Annotated in this window: 16 protein-coding genes; 11 read left to right on the top strand and 5 right to left on the bottom strand. The window is 65.8% G+C overall.

All coding sequences use genetic code 11. From position 1 onward, the window contains the following. The 10 genes from A9X03_RS14680 to A9X03_RS28495 are packed head-to-tail and all read left to right on the top strand — an operon-like array spanning position 1 to position 10927. Positions 1 to 1269, top strand: a complete 1269-nt coding sequence (locus A9X03_RS14680) for an MCE family protein (protein WP_067748464.1) — start codon at positions 1 to 3, stop codon at positions 1267 to 1269. An 11-nt stretch (positions 1270 to 1280) separates the two neighbouring features. After that, positions 1281 to 2294: an MCE family protein gene (locus A9X03_RS14675; protein ID WP_067748466.1), complete on the top strand. Its 1014-nt coding sequence runs from the start codon at positions 1281 to 1283 to the stop codon at positions 2292 to 2294. A 50-nt stretch (positions 2295 to 2344) separates the two neighbouring features. Further along, the gene (locus A9X03_RS14670) at positions 2345 to 3469 is read left to right on the top strand and encodes an MCE family protein (RefSeq protein ID WP_369831350.1); all 1125 of its coding nucleotides are present in this window, start codon (positions 2345 to 2347) and stop codon (positions 3467 to 3469) included. Beyond that, positions 3466 to 4791: an MCE family protein gene (locus A9X03_RS14665; RefSeq protein ID WP_067748470.1), complete on the top strand. Its 1326-nt coding sequence runs from the start codon at positions 3466 to 3468 to the stop codon at positions 4789 to 4791. Before A9X03_RS14670 ends, A9X03_RS14665 begins: the two co-directional genes overlap by 4 nt. Further along, positions 4788 to 5912: an MCE family protein gene (locus A9X03_RS14660; protein WP_067748472.1), complete on the top strand. Its 1125-nt coding sequence runs from the start codon at positions 4788 to 4790 to the stop codon at positions 5910 to 5912. The genes A9X03_RS14665 and A9X03_RS14660 overlap by 4 nt, the downstream gene beginning before the upstream one ends. Continuing rightward, positions 5913 to 7391 (top strand): MCE family protein, encoded by a 1479-nt coding sequence (locus A9X03_RS14655; protein ID WP_067748474.1) that lies wholly within the window; start codon positions 5913 to 5915, stop codon positions 7389 to 7391. 12 nt (positions 7392 to 7403) lie between these two features. Then, entirely contained in the window at positions 7404 to 8063 is a 660-nt protein-coding gene (locus A9X03_RS14650) for an Mce protein (RefSeq protein WP_156669890.1), read from the top strand. Then, positions 8060 to 8683 carry a hypothetical protein gene (locus A9X03_RS14645; RefSeq protein ID WP_067748476.1) on the top strand — a complete coding sequence of 208 codons (624 nt, stop codon included), beginning with the start codon at positions 8060 to 8062 and terminating at the stop codon, positions 8681 to 8683. Before A9X03_RS14650 ends, A9X03_RS14645 begins: the two co-directional genes overlap by 4 nt. Before the next feature lie 11 nt (positions 8684 to 8694). Beyond that, positions 8695 to 9186: a CAP domain-containing protein gene (locus A9X03_RS14640; RefSeq protein WP_067782622.1), complete on the top strand. Its 492-nt coding sequence runs from the start codon at positions 8695 to 8697 to the stop codon at positions 9184 to 9186. A 22-nt stretch (positions 9187 to 9208) separates the two neighbouring features. Further along, positions 9209 to 10927: a molybdopterin-dependent oxidoreductase gene (locus tag A9X03_RS28495; protein WP_082969658.1), complete on the top strand. Its 1719-nt coding sequence runs from the start codon at positions 9209 to 9211 to the stop codon at positions 10925 to 10927. A gap of 16 nt (positions 10928 to 10943) precedes the next feature. Here the strand turns inward: A9X03_RS28495 and A9X03_RS14630 are convergent, their stop codons facing one another. The 4 genes from A9X03_RS14630 to A9X03_RS14615 all read right to left on the bottom strand — a co-directional run bounded on the left by A9X03_RS14630 (position 10944) and on the right by A9X03_RS14615 (position 17812). Then, positions 10944 to 11522 carry a rhodanese-like domain-containing protein gene (locus tag A9X03_RS14630; protein WP_067748480.1) on the bottom strand — a complete coding sequence of 193 codons (579 nt, stop codon included), beginning with the start codon at positions 11520 to 11522 and terminating at the stop codon, positions 10944 to 10946. A 26-nt stretch (positions 11523 to 11548) separates the two neighbouring features. After that, positions 11549 to 12895 (bottom strand): rhodanese-like domain-containing protein, encoded by a 1347-nt coding sequence (locus A9X03_RS14625; RefSeq protein ID WP_068261639.1) that lies wholly within the window; start codon positions 12893 to 12895, stop codon positions 11549 to 11551. A gap of 280 nt (positions 12896 to 13175) precedes the next feature. Further along, entirely contained in the window at positions 13176 to 13484 is a 309-nt protein-coding gene (locus A9X03_RS14620; RefSeq protein WP_156675611.1) for a hypothetical protein, read from the bottom strand. Between the two features lie 107 nt (positions 13485 to 13591). Continuing rightward, entirely contained in the window at positions 13592 to 17812 is a 4221-nt protein-coding gene (locus A9X03_RS14615) for a bifunctional nitrate reductase/sulfite reductase flavoprotein subunit alpha (protein WP_067748576.1), read from the bottom strand. 312 nt (positions 17813 to 18124) lie between these two features. Here A9X03_RS14615 and A9X03_RS14610 point away from each other — a divergent pair, with 312 nt between their 5' ends. Next, positions 18125 to 18592 (top strand): LppP/LprE family lipoprotein, encoded by a 468-nt coding sequence (locus A9X03_RS14610; protein WP_067748578.1) that lies wholly within the window; start codon positions 18125 to 18127, stop codon positions 18590 to 18592. Positions 18593 to 18622: 30 nt separating this feature from the next. Here the strand turns inward: A9X03_RS14610 and A9X03_RS14605 are convergent. Continuing rightward, a partial coding sequence (locus tag A9X03_RS14605) for an acyl-CoA dehydrogenase (protein WP_304528478.1) occupies positions 18623 to 18934 on the bottom strand: 312 nt, incomplete at its 5' end.

Raw genomic sequence — 18934 nt, 5'->3', positions numbered from 1 at the left:
ATGAGCAATCACAGGGAGAGCGGCCCCGGGCAACGGAATCGTGTCCGCCGCAGCAGAATCGACCCGATCTGGTGGGCTCCGACTCTGTTCATCCTCATCGGGGCAATCATCGCGGTGACCGCGGGGGCGTTCTCCGGCAAATTCCAGGAAACGATCCCGCTGACGCTGGTGTCGGACCGGGCCGGACTCGTGATGGAGCAGGGCGCCAAGGTCAAGCTCCGCGGCGTGCAGGTCGGCCAGGTGGGCTCGATCGGCACCGACGTGAAAGCCGCTCAGCTGCAACTCAAGATGCAGCCCGGCCCGTTCAAGTATCTGCCGAGCAACCTCGAGGCGGAGATCAAGTCGACCACGGCCTTCGGATCGAAGTATGTCGACCTGATCGTGCCCGAAAACCCCAGCGCGACCCCGCTCAAGCCCGGCGCGGTGCTGCACTCGCGCAACGTGACGGTCGAAGTCAACACCGTCTTCGAAAACCTCCAATCGGTGGTCCATGCGATCGACCCGGCGAAGCTGAACGCGATCTTGTCGGCCTTCTCGGAAGCGTTGCGCGGCAAGGGCGAGCGGCTCGGCCAGGCCATCACCGGGGCGAACGACGTGCTGCTGACCGTCAACCCCCGCATGGACACCATCGACAAGGACTGGAGGCTGTTCGGCAAGACGACGGCGATCTACTCCGATGCCGCCCAGAACATTTTGTCGATTCTCGATTCGGCGGCGACGACCAGCAACACCCTGACCGAAAACCAGCGGTCGCTGGACACGCTGTTGTTGTCGGCGGTTGGCCTGAGCCAGACCGGCATCAACGTCATCGGCAGGAACGAATCCAACATCGTCCGATCGATCAACCTGCTCGATCCGACCACGGCACTGCTGAACAAATACTCGCCGACCTTCACCTGCTTGTTCCAGGGCGCGCAGTGGTACGTCGACCACGGGGGCCGAGACGCGTTGGGCGGCAACGGCTATTCGGTGATCTTGGACGCCGGGCTGCTGTTCGGTGACGATCCGTACCGGTACCCCAAGCACCTACCGAAAACCAATGCCACCGGCGGCCCGGGGGGCAAGCCCAGCTGCGGGTCGCTGCCCGACCCGAGTGCCAACTTCCCGGTACGTGCGCTGGTCACCGACACCGGATGGGGTGCCGCCCCGAACGAAATCCGCACCAACATGGCCACCGGTAACCCGTGGTGGGCGAACTGGTTCCCGACCACGAAGAACCCGCCCGAAGCGCCGCGCTACTTCTACCGTGGGGGACAACCGCCGCCGTGAAAAGACGAAAGATGTCCGCCATCATCGTGCGCATCGTGGCCTTTACCGCGGTGTGCGCGGTGTTCACATTCACGCTCGTCGCCGTCTTCGGCCAGTTTCGGTTCGAAGACCGCACCGGCTACCACGCGGTCTTCACGAACATCTCCGGCCTGAAGTCCGGCAACTTCGTCCGCATCGCGGGGGTAGAGGTCGGCAAGGTCGGGGACCTGCACCTGCAGCGCGACGGCACCGTCACCATCGGCTTCTCGGTGGACAAAGGCGTGCGCCTCACCGAGGGGACCAAAGTCGCTGTGCGCTATGAGAACTTGATCGGCGATCGCTACCTCGCGCTCGAAGAGGGGCCAGGCTCGCACCGGCTGCCGCCGGGCGCGACGATCCCGTTGGCGCGGACGTCGCCGGCGCTGGACATCGATGCGCTGATCGGCGGGTTCCGGCCGTTGTTCCGGGCGTTGGACCCCGATCAGGTCAACGCCCTGTCCGGTCAACTACTCCGGATCTTTCAGGGGCAAGGCGGAACCGTCGCTTCGGTGCTGGCCCAGACCTCGATGCTCACTTCGACGTTGGCCGGGCGCAGCGAGCTGATCACCGAGCTGATCACGAACCTGAACACCGTGCTGCACACCTTTGCCGTCCGCGACCGCGAGTTCTCCGACGGCCTGGACAAGCTGTCCCAGTTCGTCAACGGCTTGGCTCAGCGCAAGGATGAGATCTCCACCGGGCTCGCCTACGTCAACGCGGCGGCCGGGTCCGTCGCCAACCTGCTCGTCCAGGCCCGCCAGCCCATCAAGGACGTCGTGCACGAGACGGATCGCATGTCCGCGCAGGTGCTCTCCGACCGCGACTACGTCGACAACCTGCTCAAGCAACTTCCCGACATCTATCAGGTTTTGGCCCGGCAAGGCCTCAACGGCGACTACTTCGGCTTCTACTTCTGCGAGGTCCTGATGAAAGTCAACGGGAAGGGGGGCAACCCGATCTTCATCAAGCTGTTCGGCCAGCCGAGCGGGCGGTGCACGCCCCAATGACCAAGTCCAAAACCAAAGCCGGCGGGCGAAGCCCTTGGAAGATCGGCGCGATGGGTGTCTTCATCTTGGTGTGCGTGACGATCGCGGCCTTCAACTACGACAAGCTGCCATTTGTCAAGAACACCAACGACTACGCGGCCTACTTCTCGGAGGCCGGCGGCATCCGGGCGGGTAACTCGGTGCGGGTTTCCGGCATGGGCGTCGGAAGGGTCACCGGCATCAAATTAGAAGGCACAAAGGTCCGGGTGAGCTTCACCGTCCGTAACTTCATCACGTTGGGCGATCGCACGGAAGCCGCGATCAAGACCGAAACCATACTCGGCGCCAAGATGCTCGAGCTCACGTCACGTGGAGAAGGGAAGCTCTCGGGCACCATCCCGCTGGAACGCACCCATTCGCCCTACGACCTTCCGGATGCGCTCGGGGACCTGACGACCGAGATCAGCGGGCTGGACACCGCTCAGTTGTCTTCTGCGTTGACCACTTTGGCGGACACCTTCAGGGAAACGCCTTCGGAGGTCAGGCCGGCGCTGGAAGGCGTGGCCCGGTTCTCCGAGACACTGAACAACCGCGACGCCCAATTGCGCAGCCTACTGGGGAACGCGAACAAGGTCTCGACGGTGCTGGGCCGACGCAGCCAACAGATCGCGGCTCTGGTGGCGGACTCGAATGCGCTGCTGGCCGCGCTGTTGGACGAACGCGACTCCATCGACGCGCTGATGAACAATCTCACCGCGGTGTCACACCAGGTTTCGGGCCTCGTCGATGACAACAGGACTCAGCTGAAGCCCGCTCTCGACAAGCTCAACGGCGTGCTCGAGGTCCTCGACAATCGCAAACAGGACATTCAGGCGAGCCTGCCCAAGTTCAAACGCTACGCGATGTCGTTCGGCGAATGCCTGGGCTCTGGACCGTTTTTCAAGGCCTACGTGGCGAACCTGATCCCCGGCCAGATCAGCGGGCCGACGATCGACGCCCGCATGTACAACCGGTTCCTGGACCCCGAGCAGAAGCTGCCGTCGGAGTCGGTGGACCCGCCGACCGGGACGCCGCCCGTGCCGCCGGAGCAAGTGCCGCACCCGATCTGGTCTCAGCCCCCCTCGCCGGGTCCGGCGGCGGGCCCGCCGCCTGAGCCCGAGCAGCCGCCCGCGAACGGCCAACTGGGGGGACAGTGAAGATAAGCCGCCGCACTCTGCAACGACTGACCGCCGTCAGCCTGGTCGGTACCCTCGCCGTGGCTTCGTTCCTGGTCGGCTCGAAGCTGTGGAAGGAGGTCGAAAGGAACACCTACACGGCGTATTTCACGGAAGCCAACGGCTTGTTCGTCGGCGACGACGTGCGCATCCTCGGGGTCACGGTCGGGGTGATCGACAAGATCGAACCGCAACCCGGTAGCTCCAAGGTGACCTTCTCCGTCGACAAGCAATACGCCATCCCCGCCGACGCCCGCGCGGCGATCCTGTCCCCGTCGCTGGTGACTCCACGGGCCGTCCAACTCGTCCCCGCCTACTCGGGCGGCCCCAGACTGAGTCCCGGCGCGTCGATCCCGCTCGGCCGCACCGCCGTCCCGGTCGAATGGGATGACTTTCGCACGCAGCTGGAAAAACTGACCGACGCGTTGCAGCCCACCTCCCCGGACGGGGTGAATTCCCTCGGTGAGTTCATCAACTCCACCGCCGACAACGTGCGCGGCCAGGGCGACACCGCCCGCGACACCGTGATCAAGCTGTCCGCCGCGATCTCCGCACTCGGCGATCACGCCGACGACATCTTCAGCACCGTGCGCAACCTGCAGCTGCTGGTTTCGGCGCTGTCGTCCAGCAGTGACCTGCTGGCCTCGTTCAACCAAAACCTGGCCACCGTCACGACGCTGCTGACGAACACACCCAACGAAATCGCCAACGCGGTCAAGGGACTCGACGGCGCGCTGACCGATTTGCGCGACTTTCTGGCAGAAAACCGGGAAGCCATGGGCGTTACGTTCGACCGGCTGGCTTCCGTCACCACCGCCTTGAACGACAGCCGCATGGACATCAAGCAGATCCTGCACATCGCCCCGACGGTGTTCCAGAACTTCCTGAACATCTACCAGCCGGCGCAGAGCGCGATGACCGGCATCATCGCGCTGAACAACTTCGCCGACATCCCGCAGTGGATCTGCAGCTCGATCGAGGCGGCGTCCCGGGCCCGGCTCGACCGGGTCTCCAAACTGTGCTTGCAGTACATCAACCCGATCATCAAAAACCGTCTGTACAACTACATTCCGGCGGGGCTCAACCCGTTCGTCGGCACCCAGGCCCGCCCGAGTGAGATCACCTACAGCGAGGACTGGCTCCGGCCCGGGTATACGCCTCCCGCACCACCGCCCGATACACCCCCGCCGCCGCCGGCCGCCGAAGCAGCACCCGCGGAAGCGCCGCCGCCGCCGGCGCCGAGCGGCACGGTCAACTCGACGCAGGTGTTGCGGGACCTGATGCTCCCGGCGGGGGTCTCATGAAGCGGGCACTGATGGCGGTGCTGTGCCTCGTCTGCGCCACAACGCTTTCCAGCTGTGGTGGTTGGAAGGGGCTGAACTCGTTCACCCTTCCCGGGACTTCCGGCAACGGGCCCGGTGCGTACACGATTCAGGCCCAAATGCCCGATGTCGTCACCATTCAGGAAAACACCCGCGTTCGGGTTGACGACGTCAACGTCGGCAATGTGACCAAGATCGAGCTGCAGGACTGGCACGCGCTTGTGACCATGCGCATCAACGGCGATGTCCACCTGCCCGCCAACGCGACGGCCAAGCTGGGACAGACCAGCCTGCTCGGCTCGATGCATATCGAGCTCGCGGCGCCCAAGGACGAGCCGCCGGTCGGGCAACTGAAAGACGGTTCACTCATCCCGCTCTCGCGCGCGAGCATGTACCCAACCACCGAACAAACCCTGGCTTCGGTCTCAATCCTGCTCAACGGCGGCGGAATCGGTCAGCTGCAGGAGATCACGCGGGCGATCGCCAAGGCATTCGCCGGACGCGAGAACGAGATGCGCAGCCTGCTGCACCAACTGGACGAGTTCATCGCACGGACCAACGACCAGACCGACGACATCATCGCCGCAGCCGAGAATCTCAACTCGCTGGTCGGCCAGTTCGCGGACAAGGACGCGGTGGTCGACAAGGCTTTGACGACCGTGCCGAAAGCGCTGAAGGTGCTGGCCGACGAGCGCACCAAGATCGCCGACGCGATCGACCAGCTCGGCCAGTTCAGTGCCATCGCGGCCGACACCGTGCGCCAGAGCAAAGACTCTCTGGTCAACAACCTGCGTAATATCGCGCCGGTGCTGCGGTCGCTCGCCGATGCGGGACCGTCGCTGACCAAAGGGCTGGATGGCTTGGTGGCCTACCCGTGGCCGGCGTCGACGGCGAGGAATTGGTTCCGCGGTGACTACGCCAACCTCACCCTGATCGTCGATCTCACGTTGAGCCGCCTCGACACCGGGTTCTTCACCGGTTCACGGTGGGAGGGCAACCTCACCCAGCTCGAGCTGCTGTGGGGACGGACGATCGGGATGCAGCCCAGCCCCGCTACCGCGGGCAACCCCCTGACCTATCCATATCACTTCGGGGGGTACTGAATGCTGCGTCTGAATCGTCGAACCTGGATACAGCTGGCGATCCTGTCGTTGGTGACGGTCCTGTCTTGTGGCGCAATGGCTTTCAATTACATGAAGCTGCCCGAAACGCTTTTCGGGATCGGGGAGTACGTCGTCACCGTCGACCTACCCGAGTCGGGCGGGCTCTACCAGACGTCTGTGGTCACCTACCGTGGCACTGACGTCGGTCAGGTCAAGTCGGTCGATGTGACCGCGACCGGGGTTCGCGCGGTGCTCGCGATCAGGTCCGGCGTCAAGGTGCCCGCCGACGTCCAGGCGTCGGTGCACAGCCGCTCGGCCGTCGGCGAGCAATACATCGAGCTCACCCCCCAGCCCGGCAAGGACGGCGATCACGGTCGGGCGCTGCGAGCAGGTGATGTCATTCCCGCAGGCCGAGTCGACGTTCCCGTCGACATCGGACACCTGCTCGACGTGACCAACCGTGCGCTGCAGGCGATTCCGCGCGACAACCTGCGCACCGTGGTTGACGAGACGGATCGCGCGGTCGGTGGTCTCGGGCCCGAGCTGTCCAGGATCGTCGACGGGTCGGCGGCCCTGGCCATTGCCGGGGGGCAGACCGTCGGGCCGCTTGCCGCGTTGATCGACCAGACGCCTCCGGTTCTCGACTCTCAGATCCAAACGTCGGATTCGATTGCCCGGTGGGCGAGTCGAACCGCGGCGATCACCGCCCAGTTCAAGGCGCAGGACGCCGCCTTTCGGGACCTGTTGACGCAGGGGACCAACGGGGTGGAGGAAAGTCGCGCGCTGCTCGATCGGCTGTCGCCTGCGCTGCCGGTGCTGTTTGCGAACCTGGTCAGCCTGGGCGACATCGCCGTTGTCTACCGGCATGACATCGAACAACTGTTGGTGCTGTTCCCCCAGGGCATCGCGGCGATGGCCGCAATCGTCGTGCCCAGCTCGAACACCAAACAGGAGTACCGGGGTGCGCAGCTGGACTTCAACCTCAACATCAATCTGCCACCCCCCTGCACGACGGGATATCTGCCGCCGACTCAGCGCCGGTCGCCGGCCAACGTGGACGCGCCCGACCGGCCCGCCGCGGATCTGTTCTGCCGCGTGCCGCAGGATTCGGAGTTCAACGTTCGCGGGGTGCGCAACATCCCGTGTGAGAGCAAGCCGTGGAAACGGGCGCCCACGGTCGAATTGTGCGAAAGCGACGAAGAATACGTGCCGCTCAACGACGGCTACAACTGGAAGGGCGACCCGAACGCCACCTACACCGGGCAGGGCGTACCGATGTACCCGCCGGGACAAGACCCGCGGCTTCCACCGCCGCGGGGCACCGCGCAGCCGGCGCCTGCGCCGCCGCCGCTCGCCGTCGCCACGTACGACCCGGCCAACGGCGACTACATAGGCCCGGACGGGCGCCGCTACACCGAATTCGACCTGGCCCATCCGCGTGCCAAGAACTGGCAGTCACTTCTAGTGCCGCCGGCCTAAGTAAGGAGCAAGATGGCAAGACAGACCGATGAGCGGGTGACCGCCGCGGACGACAGTGAGCTGGCCGTCACCGCGGCAGCCGTCGACGAAGCAGGCGGCGAAAACGTCGACGATCAGGCTGACGAGATCGCCGGGGAGACAACCGAGTCGAGGGGCCGGCTGACCCGCTTACGGCACCGGATTATCCCGCGGCTATCGCACACCGGGCAGGCGTTGTTGGCCGGTGCCCTCGTCGTGGCTGTGCTGGCGGGATTGACCGGTTGGCTTGGCTTCCGGGCCTACCAGAAGCACGAGGCACAAGCACAGCGCGATCTGTTCGTGCAGGTGGCGCGTCAGGGCGCGGTGAACCTCACCACCATCAACTACACGGAGGTCGATGCCGACGTGCAGCGCATCATCGATCTGGCCACCGGAGCCTTCCGTGAGGACTTCGAGCAGCGAGCCAAGCCGTTCATCGAGGTCGTCAAGGCGGCGCAATCGAAATCGGAAGGCACCGTGACCGATGCCGGCCTGGAGTCGCAGCGCGGCGACGCCGCGCAGGTGCTGGTGGCGGTCGCGGTGAAGTCGCGGACCGCCGCCGGTGAGGAGGCGCCACGAGAGTGGCGCATGCGGATCGAGGTCCGGACGGTCGGTGACGATGCCAAAGTGTCGAACGTGGTGTTCGTGCCATGACGACGTTGAGTGAAACCCCCACGCACGATGAGGAACTGGTCGACGCCGACGACGCGAAGACGCCGGAGGACTCCGATGCAGTCGACATCGAGGAGGGCTCCGACGGCGAGACCGGCAGCACGCGGGCAAGGGCGCCGATCGCATGGTCCCGCGTTGTCGCGTACGCGGTGCTACCCGCCTTGGCGTTGCTGCTGGCGCTCGGCGCGGGCTACCTCAAGTGGGTGGTGGCCTCGTCCGATGACCTCGCGCGAGTGCGAGCGGAATCGGTGCGGGCCGCGAGCGAAGACGCCGTCGCCCTGCTTTCGTATAAGGCCGATTCGGTGGAGAAGGATCTGGCCGCCGCCCGCGAGCGGCTGACCGGCGATTTCAAGGACGCCTACACGGAACTGACCCGCCAGGTGGTCATTCCGGGCGCCAAGGAAAAGCACATCACCGCGGTCGCCAAAGTCAGCGCCGCGGCGCCCGTTTCGGTGACGGCGAACCACGCCGTGGTCCTGCTGTATGTGAATCAGACCGTCACCATCGGGGAGGGCGCTCCCACCGACACGCAGCCGGTCATCCGCGTGGCATTGGAGAAGGTCAACGGCCGATGGTTGGTTTCGCACTTCGACCCGGTGTGAGGGGAACGGCCATGAGATGGTTACGCGCGCTACCCGCGGCCGTGCTTCTCGCCGCGCCGGCGCTGCTGGCGCCCGCAAGCGCGCATGCCGACAACAAGCGGCTCAACAGCGCCGTCGTCTCCGCGGTCTACACCTTGCAACACCAGGCGGGCTGCACCAACGACGTCATCAGGGACAACGCGCTGACGCTGGCCGCCCAGTGGCACGCTGACGACATGATGAACAACCGAAACATCAATGACGACATCGGATCCGACGGGTCGACGCCGCAGGACCGGGCCAACGCGGCCGGCTTCCGCGGCAAAGCGTCCGAAACGATCGCGATCAACCCGGCGATCGCCATCAGCAGCCTGGAGCTGGTCAACCAGTGGTATTACAACCCCGACGACATGGCGATCATCCGCGACTGCGCCAACAGCTCCATGGGGGTGTGGTCCGTGAACAGCATGGACCGCACCGTGGTGGTCGCGATGTACGGGCAACCGGGCCCGCGCAATCGATGACAGGTCTAAAAGAAGGTTCCTGATGATCTTCGAACCGCCGGGCACGGAGTTGGTCGAGACTTCGCCACGCTTGACCATCGGCCAGCTGGCCGAATTGCGCGGCCTGGACCCGCAATTGCAACTGCTGGATGTTCGCGACTCCGACGAGACGATGCAGGGCATCATCCCCGGCGCGCGGGAGATTCCGCTGCCGAACCTGACGAACTCGCTTTCGGACTTGGATCCCACGGCGCCCGTGGTGGTCTACTGCGCCAGCGGCCGGCGCTCCATGGTGGCCGTTAGCGGGCTTCGGGCTTCGGGGTTCGACGACGTTGCGGACCTGGTCGGTGGCTTTGAAGCCTGGCAGGCTGCCGGGTTCCCGATCGCCATCGGCGATGAGATCGTTTCGGACACACCGCAGGTCGGCCCGCGGGCGGCCAAAGCGTTGGTCGACGCGGGCGCACTGCTGCTCGATGTGCGGGAGCAGGACGAATGGTGTACCGAGCACGCGCCGGCTGCGATGCTTCTCCCGGTCGGGCGCGTGCGCACTCGAGAGGATGAACTGCCTCGTGACCGCCGCATTGTCGTGGTGTGCCGCTCGGGGGGACGGTCGGCGGCGGTGACAGCGTTGTTGCGCCGCTCCGGTTTTGACGCGGTCAACCTGGCGGGTGGCATGTGCGCGTGGGCCGCCGCCGGGTTGCCGATCGTGAGTCACGGCGGCGACACCGGGCTGGTTGTCCAAAGGGAGGATCCCCTCAACTGCGAGACCTCGCTTCAGCAACTGATCGGGGGCGTCGTGACGCCCTCCGCCCACTTCTACGTTCGCAATCATTTCCCAACCCCGGTGCTCGATCCGCAGCTGTATCAACTCGCGGTCACCGGTTTGGTTGAGCGGCGCCTCTGCCTTTCCCTGGACGACCTATACCAGCTGCCGAAACAGTCGCTGGTCACCACGCTGGAATGCGCCGGCAACGGACGGCTTCACTTCGACCCGCCGGTCGACGGCGAGCAATGGGATCTCGGGGCGGCGAGCACTGCCGAATGGACCGGCGTCCGGCTGGTCGACATTTTGGACCGGGCGGGACTGTCCGCTGGCGCCCACGATGTCGTGTTCCGCGGCGCCGACTCGGGTCCGGTCGACGGCGCGAGCGGGCCGGTGCGTTTCGAGCGCGCCCTATCGGTTCGGGATGCCCGCGACGCCGGTGCGCTCGTCGCATATGCGATGAACGGCGAACCGCTCCCACTGCAGCACGGTCGTCCCGTCCGGTTGATCGTGCCGGGCTGGTATTCCGTCGCATCGGTCAAATGGCTGACCGAGATCGCCGTGGTGGACCGCCCATTCGAGGGCTTCTTTCAAACCAACCGGTATCACTACGAATGGGAGCGCGACGGCGATGTCGTGCGGGAGCAGGTTCGCCTGCAGCGGGTCCGCGCCCTGATCGCCCAGCCCCTCGACGGTGCCTCTGTAGCCGCCGGGGAAATCGTCGTGCGAGGAGTCGCCTGGTCGGGGGCGGCGATCATCGACCGCGTCGACGTCTGCGTTGGCGAGGACTCCTGGCAGCCGGCCCGTCTGATCGGCGAACCCCGCCGACACAGCTGGCAGTGGTGGGAGTTGTTCGCGCGCTGTGATCTTCGCGGGTCCACGACGGTGCGGGCACGGGCGACCGACGCGGCGGGCAACACGCAACCCGAACGACCCGAATGGAATCGGTTTGGCTACGGCGGCAACGCGATTCAGACGATCTCCATCGAGGTGCGATGAAACACGCGGGTCGAGATCAGCCCGACAGTTCCGACAAGACCTTGTTGACGTCGGAGGTCGCACCGCGGTTGTAGGGCAGTTTGGACAGCGCGGTGGCCATGGCGCAGGTGTTGGACAGCGCGGCGTAGGTCAGTCCACCCCCGATCAGGGCGGCCACCCACTTCAGCCGCGGCACCGCGACGCTGCCCAGAACGGACGTCAGGACCACCGATCCGGCGACGAGTCGGACCTGTCGCTCGAGTTCCCACCGCTGTGCGCCGCGGTTCACCTCGAAACCTTGGCCCTCCCAATCGGTGATCCCCTTTTCGAGGACCCGCCCGCTGGTCAATCCGGCGTTGCGCAACAGCGTCTGCGCCTGGGTCGAGCGTTGCCCGGAACGGCACACCAGCACGACGTCGTCTTCTTGCCCGAGCCGCCGAGCGATTTCCTCGCCGTGCTGATCCAGTACGTCGAGGGGAACGTTGAGGGACCCGGCGATGTGCGCGGTCTCGAACTCGGCGGGGGTCCGGACGTCGACGACCCATGGAGCTTTGGGTGATTCGATCAGCCTGCGCAGCTCGATCGAGGTTATCGGGTCGGTGGTCGGTGTGTTCATGATTGCTCCCGGTGCAGATTGGTGAGTTAGGGGGTTGTTATCCCGAGCTTTTCGGCGTTGTCGTACTCGTCATCGATGAGTACGACGTCCCGACCTTGACGGTCGAGCAGTGCGGCGGCGATCGATGCGCGGTAGCCGCTGGCGCAATGGATCCATAATTCGCGGTCCTCGGGAAGCTCGCCAAGTCGTTGGGGCAGTTCGTGCAACGCCACGTTGACCGCCTCGCGCACGTGGCCGCCGTCGAACTCGCCGGCTTGGCGGACATCAAGGACCAGGACACGCGCATCGTCGAGCGCCTCGACGACATCCTCGAAGCTCGCGACCCGATAGCTCCGCAGCTCAGATCCGGCAGTGAGCTCGCGGATGTTGCCGGTGGCGCTGCCGGTCAGCCGGTCGACGCCGATGCGGGCGAGCTCGCGCTGGGCCTCGGCGACCTGGTCGGCATCTTCTCCGATCAGGGTTAGTGGCGCGCCCCACGCGTAAAGCCAGCCAACATAATTGACGAACGAGCCGGAGAACTCGAAGCCATATGTGCCGGCCAAATGTCCTGCCGCGAACGCGGTCCGGTTGCGCAAGTCGACGACCCATTCGCCGGCGTCGATTCGCGCTCGAAGCTCCTCCGGGCGCACGGGCGCGACGGGGGAGAGGTCCGGTGCTTCTGGCCCCTTCCTGTTGATCACGCCCATGTGCGCGTAGTAGGCGGGGTATGCGGATAGCTCGGCCAGCAGTTGTTCGACGTAATCCTGTTCGTCCTGGGTGAGTGCCGGATTGGTCTGGCGTTCGTCGCCGATCGTCGACTCGTCGCTGTCGGCGGGGGCGGCCGAACAGAAGCTGCCGAATCCGTGCGTGGGATAGACGGGTGTGCTCGCGGGCAACTCGTCCGCGAGCCGACGAACCGAGCGATACTGCAGCCGGGACAATTCGGCGGCGTGCTCTTCGCCTGCCAGGTCGGTCCTTCCGGTGCTGCCGAACAGCATCGATCCGCCGGTGAACACCCCGACCGTCTGGCCACCTCCGTCGCGGAGCACGTAGCTGACGTGGTGGTGCGTGTGCCCGGGCGTGGACAGCGCTTCGAGGTGGAGCCCGCCCGTGTCGATCCGGTCGCCGTCGCCGACGGGCCGGTGCGGGAACTCAACGTCTTCCCCGGCGGGAAGAAGGTATTCCGCGCCGGTGGCTCGGGCGAGCGCCAGGCCGCCGGTCACGTAGTCGTTGTGAATATGAGTCTCGAGCACGTGGGTGATGCGCAGGGCTGCGGCCAACTCCAGCACACGGTCGATGTCACGCTGCGGGTCGATGACGACCGCGACCTCGCCGTCGCTCACCAGGTAACTGCGGTCGCCCAATCCCGAGGTTTCGATAACCGAGACGTCCACCATCGTTGTTCCAAGCTGTTCGATTTGCTCACGACCGACCCCTCAAAAGCTAGCGGCCAGCAAACCGGACGGCGCTGGGGTTCCGTCGCGTGCTGCGGGGGCGGTTGACAATCGTGATCCCCTGGTGTGGGCGTTGATAGCGCGCAGGCAACGCTCAAGGTGCCATTGCGACCGCGTCGGGTGCGATTAGATCCCGCAAATTGGTTGGGTGCGCAGGCCGACGCCACTTTGAACCCCGGTGATTTCTTCTCCGCCCGATCGGACGAGAGCAGCGGGATGGCTAGCGACTGGACATCGAGTCGGCGTCGCCCGGGTAGACGCGTCGGCCGTCGGGCGCAAAGTCGCAAGCGCACCGTTGGCCCCGGTCCTGTGGCCGCCGAAGCTGTGTGCCGCGCTTGCGCATCAGGTGCTGTTTGTACACCTTGTCGCGCTGCTGGGGCGAGAACGCGAAGTCCAGATTGATCGGTAGCCCCGCCCAGTCGACCTGGTCGCCGGGTTGGTCGTCGCCGGCCGCGCGCCGCAGCCGGCACTGCAGCGGGCACACGGCCCGCACGGTGTCCTCGAGGGGCCCGTCAAAATCCAGAGCCACTACGTCCCTCCTCGGCGCGACCAATGAGTGAATGGTGCAGCGAGGTTGTTTCAGTGGCAGGTGCGTGACGTTTCCGTCGTATTACGAGTCGGGCGGAGGCGCGGCGCCTAGTAGACGTCGCGGTGGTAGCGCTTGCCGGCGCTCAACGACCTGACGTACTCCTTTGCCGCGTCGGGGTCGAGGCTGCCGTGTTCGGCGGCGACCTCGCACAGCGCGCGGTCGACGTCCTTGGCCATCGGGTCCGCGGTCCCGCAGACGTAGAGTTGCGCCCCGTCCTGCAGCCAGCGCCACAGCTCCGCCCCACGGCTGCGCATCAGGTGCTGCACGTAGATCTTGTCGCGCTGGTCCCTCGAGAACGCCAGGTCCAGCTCGGTGAGCAGCCCGTCGGCGTGCATCTGCTCGATCTCGTCGCGGTAGTAGTAGTCGGTGGCGGCGTGCTGCTCGCCGAAGAACAGCCAATTGGGACCGGTGTGCCCGAGCGCGCGTCGTTCCTGCAGGAACCCGCGGAACGGCGCGATGCCGGTGCCCGGACCGATCATGATCATCGGCGTATCCGGGTCGCCGGGGGGCCGGAAATTGCTCGATGGCTGCAGATAGACGGCGACGCGATCGCCGGGGGAGCGGTCGGCAAGGTAGGTCGAACAGACTCCGCGCCGCGGGACTCCCTGGAAGTTGTAGCGCACCGGCGAGACCGTCAGGTGGACCTCTTGGGGGCATTCCTTCGGGCTCGACGAGATCGAATACAGGCGCGGCTGAAGGCGTTTCAGCACCCTCAGCCACTCGTGGGCCGAGGCGGAGACCGGGTGCTGCGCCAGCAGGTCGATCGACTGGCGACCCCACGTCCAATCGGTCAGCGCGGCTTTGTTTTCCGGCTTCAGCAGCTCGGCGAGTTTCCGGTCGCCGGTGCGCTCCTGCACGAACCGCACCAGGTCCCGGCTGATGTGGGCGATCTCGATTCGCTCCGTGAGCGCCGAGCGCAACGACATCAGACCGTGCTCGCCGACCTCGACCGGGGTCTGCCCGTCCAGGCCCGTGACGGTCAGCCATTCATCGACTAGCTGGTCGCTGTTGCGCGGCCACACCCCGAGCGCATCGCCGGCCTCGTAGCTGATCGTGCCCTCGGGCACTCGAAACACCAACTGCCGCACGTCCTTTGCCGATTCCGGCCGGCCCAGCTTGATGTTCTGGGCCATGTCGGTGATCAGCGGATGCTTCTTGGTGTACCCGGCCGTTCTGGACCCGTCGGCCGGTCGGGGCGGCGCGGCGACCGTCGAGGTGGCCACGGCCGGCGCAACCCCGTCGTGGCCCACCGGTGCGGGCGTGCGGGACAGCGCATCGATGACACCGTCAAGCCACCTGGCCGCGGCGTCGTCGTAGTCGGGTTCGCAGTCGACCCGCTCGATGATGCGCGTCGCGCCGAGCTGGGCCAGCCGCTCATCGAGCTTGCGCCCATGACCGCAGAAGTCGTCGTAGTTGGAGTCGCCCAGCGCCAGCACCGCGTAGCGGGTGGCGGTGAACCGTGGTGCGGCGTCTGACGTCAACGCTCGCCAGAGCCCGGCGCCGTTGTCGGGCGGCTCTCCGTCGCCGGTGGTGCTGGTGACCAGCAGCAGCTGCCGCGTCGTCGGCAGTTCGCTCACCGGGAAGTCGTCCATGCTGTGCAGCGCGACGGGCAGCTGTTTCTCGCCCAGCCGCGCCGCGATGTCGGCGGCGAGTTCCTCCGCGTTGCCGGTCTGCGATGCCCAGAGCACGACGACGGGCGCGCGTTCTGCGGGTTTGGCTCCGGGCGGCTCGGTGGTCGGTGGCTTGACCGTGGGGGCCGGCGTTGCCCGCGTCGTGTCGTTGCGCGAGAACAGGCCCGCCAGCAGGCCATCCACCCACAGCCGGGTGCCCGAGTCGAAGGGAGCGCTCAGGGGCAGCGTTGGCACGCCGGACGCGCATCGACCGGCATCCGACCGAAGGGCGGTCAGCATTCCGGCGAGATAGGAGCGGCCGAGCTCATCGAATTCCGGCACGGGCCTTGTTGCCACACCGAGCAAGGCGGCGAGGGCATCGACCTGCGACACGCTGATTTTCGGTAGCTCCGTGGGCGCGGGTGCTGGTGCGTCGGCATCCACCGATGGCTGAGGTTCAGTGCCCCGATTCGCCACCGGGACGGCGACTTTAGCCAATGCGACGGCGCAGGCTTTGAATTCCGGCTGGTTCGAGATCGGGTCCACCGCGTCGTTGGTGACCGCGTTGATCGCGAGGTATTCGCCGAACAGGTCGTTCCAGTGGAACGGTGCGAAGCAGTTGCCGGGCCGCACCCGGTCGCTGATCGCGGCGGGCAGCACGGCGCGACCGCGGCGCGAAGCGATTTCGATCGCGTCACCCTCGGCGACGTGCAGCCGTGCCGCGTCGTCGGGGTGGATTTCGACGAAAGGCCGGGGATTGAGCTTGTTGAGCTTGGCGACCTTGCCCGTCTTGGTCAAGGTGTGCCACTGATGCGCCAAGCGACCGGTGTTCAACAGGAACGGGTAGTCGTCGTCGGGCATTTCCTCGGGCGGCAGGTGCGGGCGGGCGAAGAACGCCGCGCGGCCGTTCTCGGTGGGGAAGGCCAGCCGGGGAGTGCTGCCGTCCTCGCGGACCAGCCGGGCCTGACTGACACCGTCGTTGAGGTAGCGAATGGGGCTGCGGTCGCCGGCGCCCCCGGGTGCGCACGGCCACTGCAGTGGGCCCCGGCGCAGCCGCTCGTAGCTGACCCCCCGCAGGTCGTAACCGGTCTTCGGATTCGAGAACCGTTTGATCTCTTCGAAGACTTCCTCGGCCGAGTTGTAGCTGAAAGCGTCCGAGAATCCCATCTCGCAAGCGACCCGGGCGATGATCTGCCAGTCGGGCATCGCATCTCCCGGCGCCCTGACCGCCGGCTGGAACAGCGTCATGTTGCGCTCGGAGTTGACCATCACGCCCTCGGCTTCCGACCACAGGGCCGCCGGCAGGAGGACGTCGGCGTATTCGTTGGTTTCCGTTTCTCCGAAGGCGTCCTGCGCGATGACCAGCTCGGCGCGCTCCAGGCCGGCCAGCACGGTCCTGCGATTGGCCACGGAGGCAACGGGGTTCGTGCAGACAATCCAGCACGCCTTGATGTCGCCGCGGGCCATCCGGGAGAACATGTCGATGGTGCCGGTGCCCACGTCCGTGTGGAGCGTTCCCCGTGGGATGCCCCACTGGTCTTCGGTGAAGGCCCGGTCGACCGCGGACAGGACCGAGCGCTGTCCGGGCAATCCCGGTCCCATGTAACCCATTTCGCGGCCGCCCATCGCGTTGGGTTGCCCGGTGAGGGAGAAGGGACCGCTGCCGGGTTTGCAGATCGCACCGGTGGCCAGGTGCAGGTTGCAGATGGCGTTGGTGTTCCAGGTGCCGTGGGTGCTCTGGTTGAGGCCCATGGTCCAGCAGCTCATGAAGTTGTTGGCTTCGCCGATCATGCGGGCCGCCGCGCGAATGTCGTCCTCGGGAATCCCGGTGATGTCGCTGACCGCGTCGGGGGTGTACTGCTCCAGGAAGCTGGGCATCACCTCCCACCCCTCGGTGAACTCGGCGATGAATTCGGGATCGGTGTGCCCGTTCTCGACGATCAGGTGCAGCAACCCGTTCAGCAGTGCGAGATCGGAACCGGGGGCGATTTGGAGGAACAGGTCGGCCTTGTCCGCGGTCGCCGTACGCCGCGGATCGACCACGATCAGCCTGGCGCCTGCCTTGACGCGCTCCATCATCCGCAAGAAGAGGATGGGATGGCAGTCGGCCATGTTCGCGCCGATTACGAAGAAGACGTCGGCGTGGTCGAAGTCTTGGTACGAGCCGGGCGGCCCGTCGGCGCCCAGCGAGAGTTTGTAACCGGCACCGGCACTGGCCATGCACAGCCGCGAGTTCGACTCGATCTGGTTGGTGCCGATGAAGCCCTTGGTCAGTTTGTTCGCCAGGTACTGCGCCTCGATGGACATCTGGCCCGACACATACATGGCAAAGGAATCCGGGCCGTGCGCGTCGATGATCGCGCGTAAACGGTGCGCGGACTGGGCAATTGCCCGCTCGATGTCGACGGGCTCGAGTGGCTCGCCACGGTCGGCGCGCAGATGCGCCGATTCGATTCGTCCAGGCGCCCCGAGCAAGTCGGACGTGGTGGCGCCCTTGGTGCACAACCGGCCGAAGTTGGCCGGATGTTGTTTGTTTCCAACAGACTTCCCGATGTGGCGCCGGCCGCTCTCGGGGTCGGTTGTGACCTGCAACACCATTCCGCAGCCCACGCCGCAGTATGCGCACACGGTGTTCACGGCATCGTTGTCGGACGCCATGGACTCGGTGGCCACGCCTACCTTCCCTCCATTGAGCACAATGGGCTTACGTGAATGGTGCGACGAGGATGTTTCGGCACCGGGTATCGGGAGTTTCCCCCGTTTTACGGCTTCCTCTCACCGGCCTAAGCGCGTCCGTGAACTTTCGGGAATGCCGCATAACCCCAGGTCAAGACGGGTCATCATCGACCCGCCGACCCCGGTCAAGGCTACCCGCGGGGCCCGATGCCTGAGCTATCAGAACGGGGTCTCGGACCAAATAAACGGGACATTCACAGCCTTCGCTAAGCTCACCGAGTGCGTCAGCTGATTGTGATCCTGTTGATCCTGCTGGCCTCCGGTTGCGGCGGGCACCAAGCCAGTTCGCCGCCAACCCCATCCGAGACGTGCAAGGACTCCGACGGGCCGGCGCCCGCGACGGTGCAGCGGGCCATCGCGTCGGTGCCGATCACCATCCCCGGTAGCAGCTGGGTAGAAATCGCTCGGGGACATGCCAAGAAGTGCCGTCTGTATTGGGTGCAGATCATTCCGACCATCGCCAGCGAGTCCACCGGACAGCAGCTGCTGTTCTTCGACCACAACACGCCGCTGGGCCCGGCGACCCCGAATCCCAAGCCGTACATCACCGTCTTACCGCCGGCCGATGACACTGTTGCCGTTCAATACCAATGGTTGAAGGGCAACGATCAGCCGTGCTGTCCCACCGGCAGCGGGACGGTGAAGTTCGGGATCGGCCCGGACGGCAGGCTGAAGGCGCTCGGCCCGATCCCGAATCAATAGTGTTGTGTCACAACATGAGGGAGCGGCGACTCAGTTCGCGGCGACGTCGGCGAGGTTCTCCGGGTGCAGCATCTCGGCGTAGCGCAATTGCTCGGGGATTCCGAAACCGTCGACGAGCGTCTCCGCGTGCGGTCGCAGCGCGCGGCATCGATCGTTGATGCCCCGGGTAACTGCCTTGGCCCGCTCGGTGGACAGGTACCGATGCTCGATGTACCACGCCTTGTCGTCTTCGATGACCGAAAGCGCGTACAGATCGCAGAGGATGCCGAGCAGTTCGCGGGTTTCCTCGTGCGGGCAGGCATCGATGCCGGCGACGAACGCCTCGAGCACCACCCGGTCGAT

Origin of the sequence: Mycobacterium sp. E1715, assembly GCF_001667625.1 — a bacterium.
GTDB lineage: Bacteria > Actinomycetota > Actinomycetes > Mycobacteriales > Mycobacteriaceae > Mycobacterium.
This window is presented reverse-complemented; position numbering and strand designations above follow the sequence as displayed.

Bases quoted from the DNA above. Each gene is read 5' to 3' on its own strand.
- A9X03_RS14675 (WP_067748466.1), top strand. From the start codon at position 1,281: ATGTCCGCCATCATCGTGCGCATCGTGGCCTTTACCGCGGTGTGCGCG.
- A9X03_RS14645 (WP_067748476.1), top strand. From the start codon at position 8,060: ATGACGACGTTGAGTGAAACCCCCACGCACGATGAGGAACTGGTCGAC.
- A9X03_RS14630 (WP_067748480.1), bottom strand. From the start codon at position 11,522: ATGAACACACCGACCACCGACCCGATAACCTCGATCGAGCTGCGCAGG.
- A9X03_RS14670 (WP_369831350.1), top strand. From the start codon at position 2,345: ATGGGTGTCTTCATCTTGGTGTGCGTGACGATCGCGGCCTTCAACTAC.
- A9X03_RS14650 (WP_156669890.1), top strand. From the start codon at position 7,404: ATGGCAAGACAGACCGATGAGCGGGTGACCGCCGCGGACGACAGTGAG.
- A9X03_RS14655 (WP_067748474.1), top strand. From the start codon at position 5,913: ATGCTGCGTCTGAATCGTCGAACCTGGATACAGCTGGCGATCCTGTCG.
- A9X03_RS14660 (WP_067748472.1), top strand. From the start codon at position 4,788: ATGAAGCGGGCACTGATGGCGGTGCTGTGCCTCGTCTGCGCCACAACG.
- A9X03_RS14680 (WP_067748464.1), top strand. From the start codon at position 1: ATGAGCAATCACAGGGAGAGCGGCCCCGGGCAACGGAATCGTGTCCGC.
- A9X03_RS28495 (WP_082969658.1), top strand. From the start codon at position 9,209: ATGATCTTCGAACCGCCGGGCACGGAGTTGGTCGAGACTTCGCCACGC.
- A9X03_RS14640 (WP_067782622.1), top strand. From the start codon at position 8,695: ATGAGATGGTTACGCGCGCTACCCGCGGCCGTGCTTCTCGCCGCGCCG.
- A9X03_RS14615 (WP_067748576.1), bottom strand. From the start codon at position 17,812: ATGGCGTCCGACAACGATGCCGTGAACACCGTGTGCGCATACTGCGGC.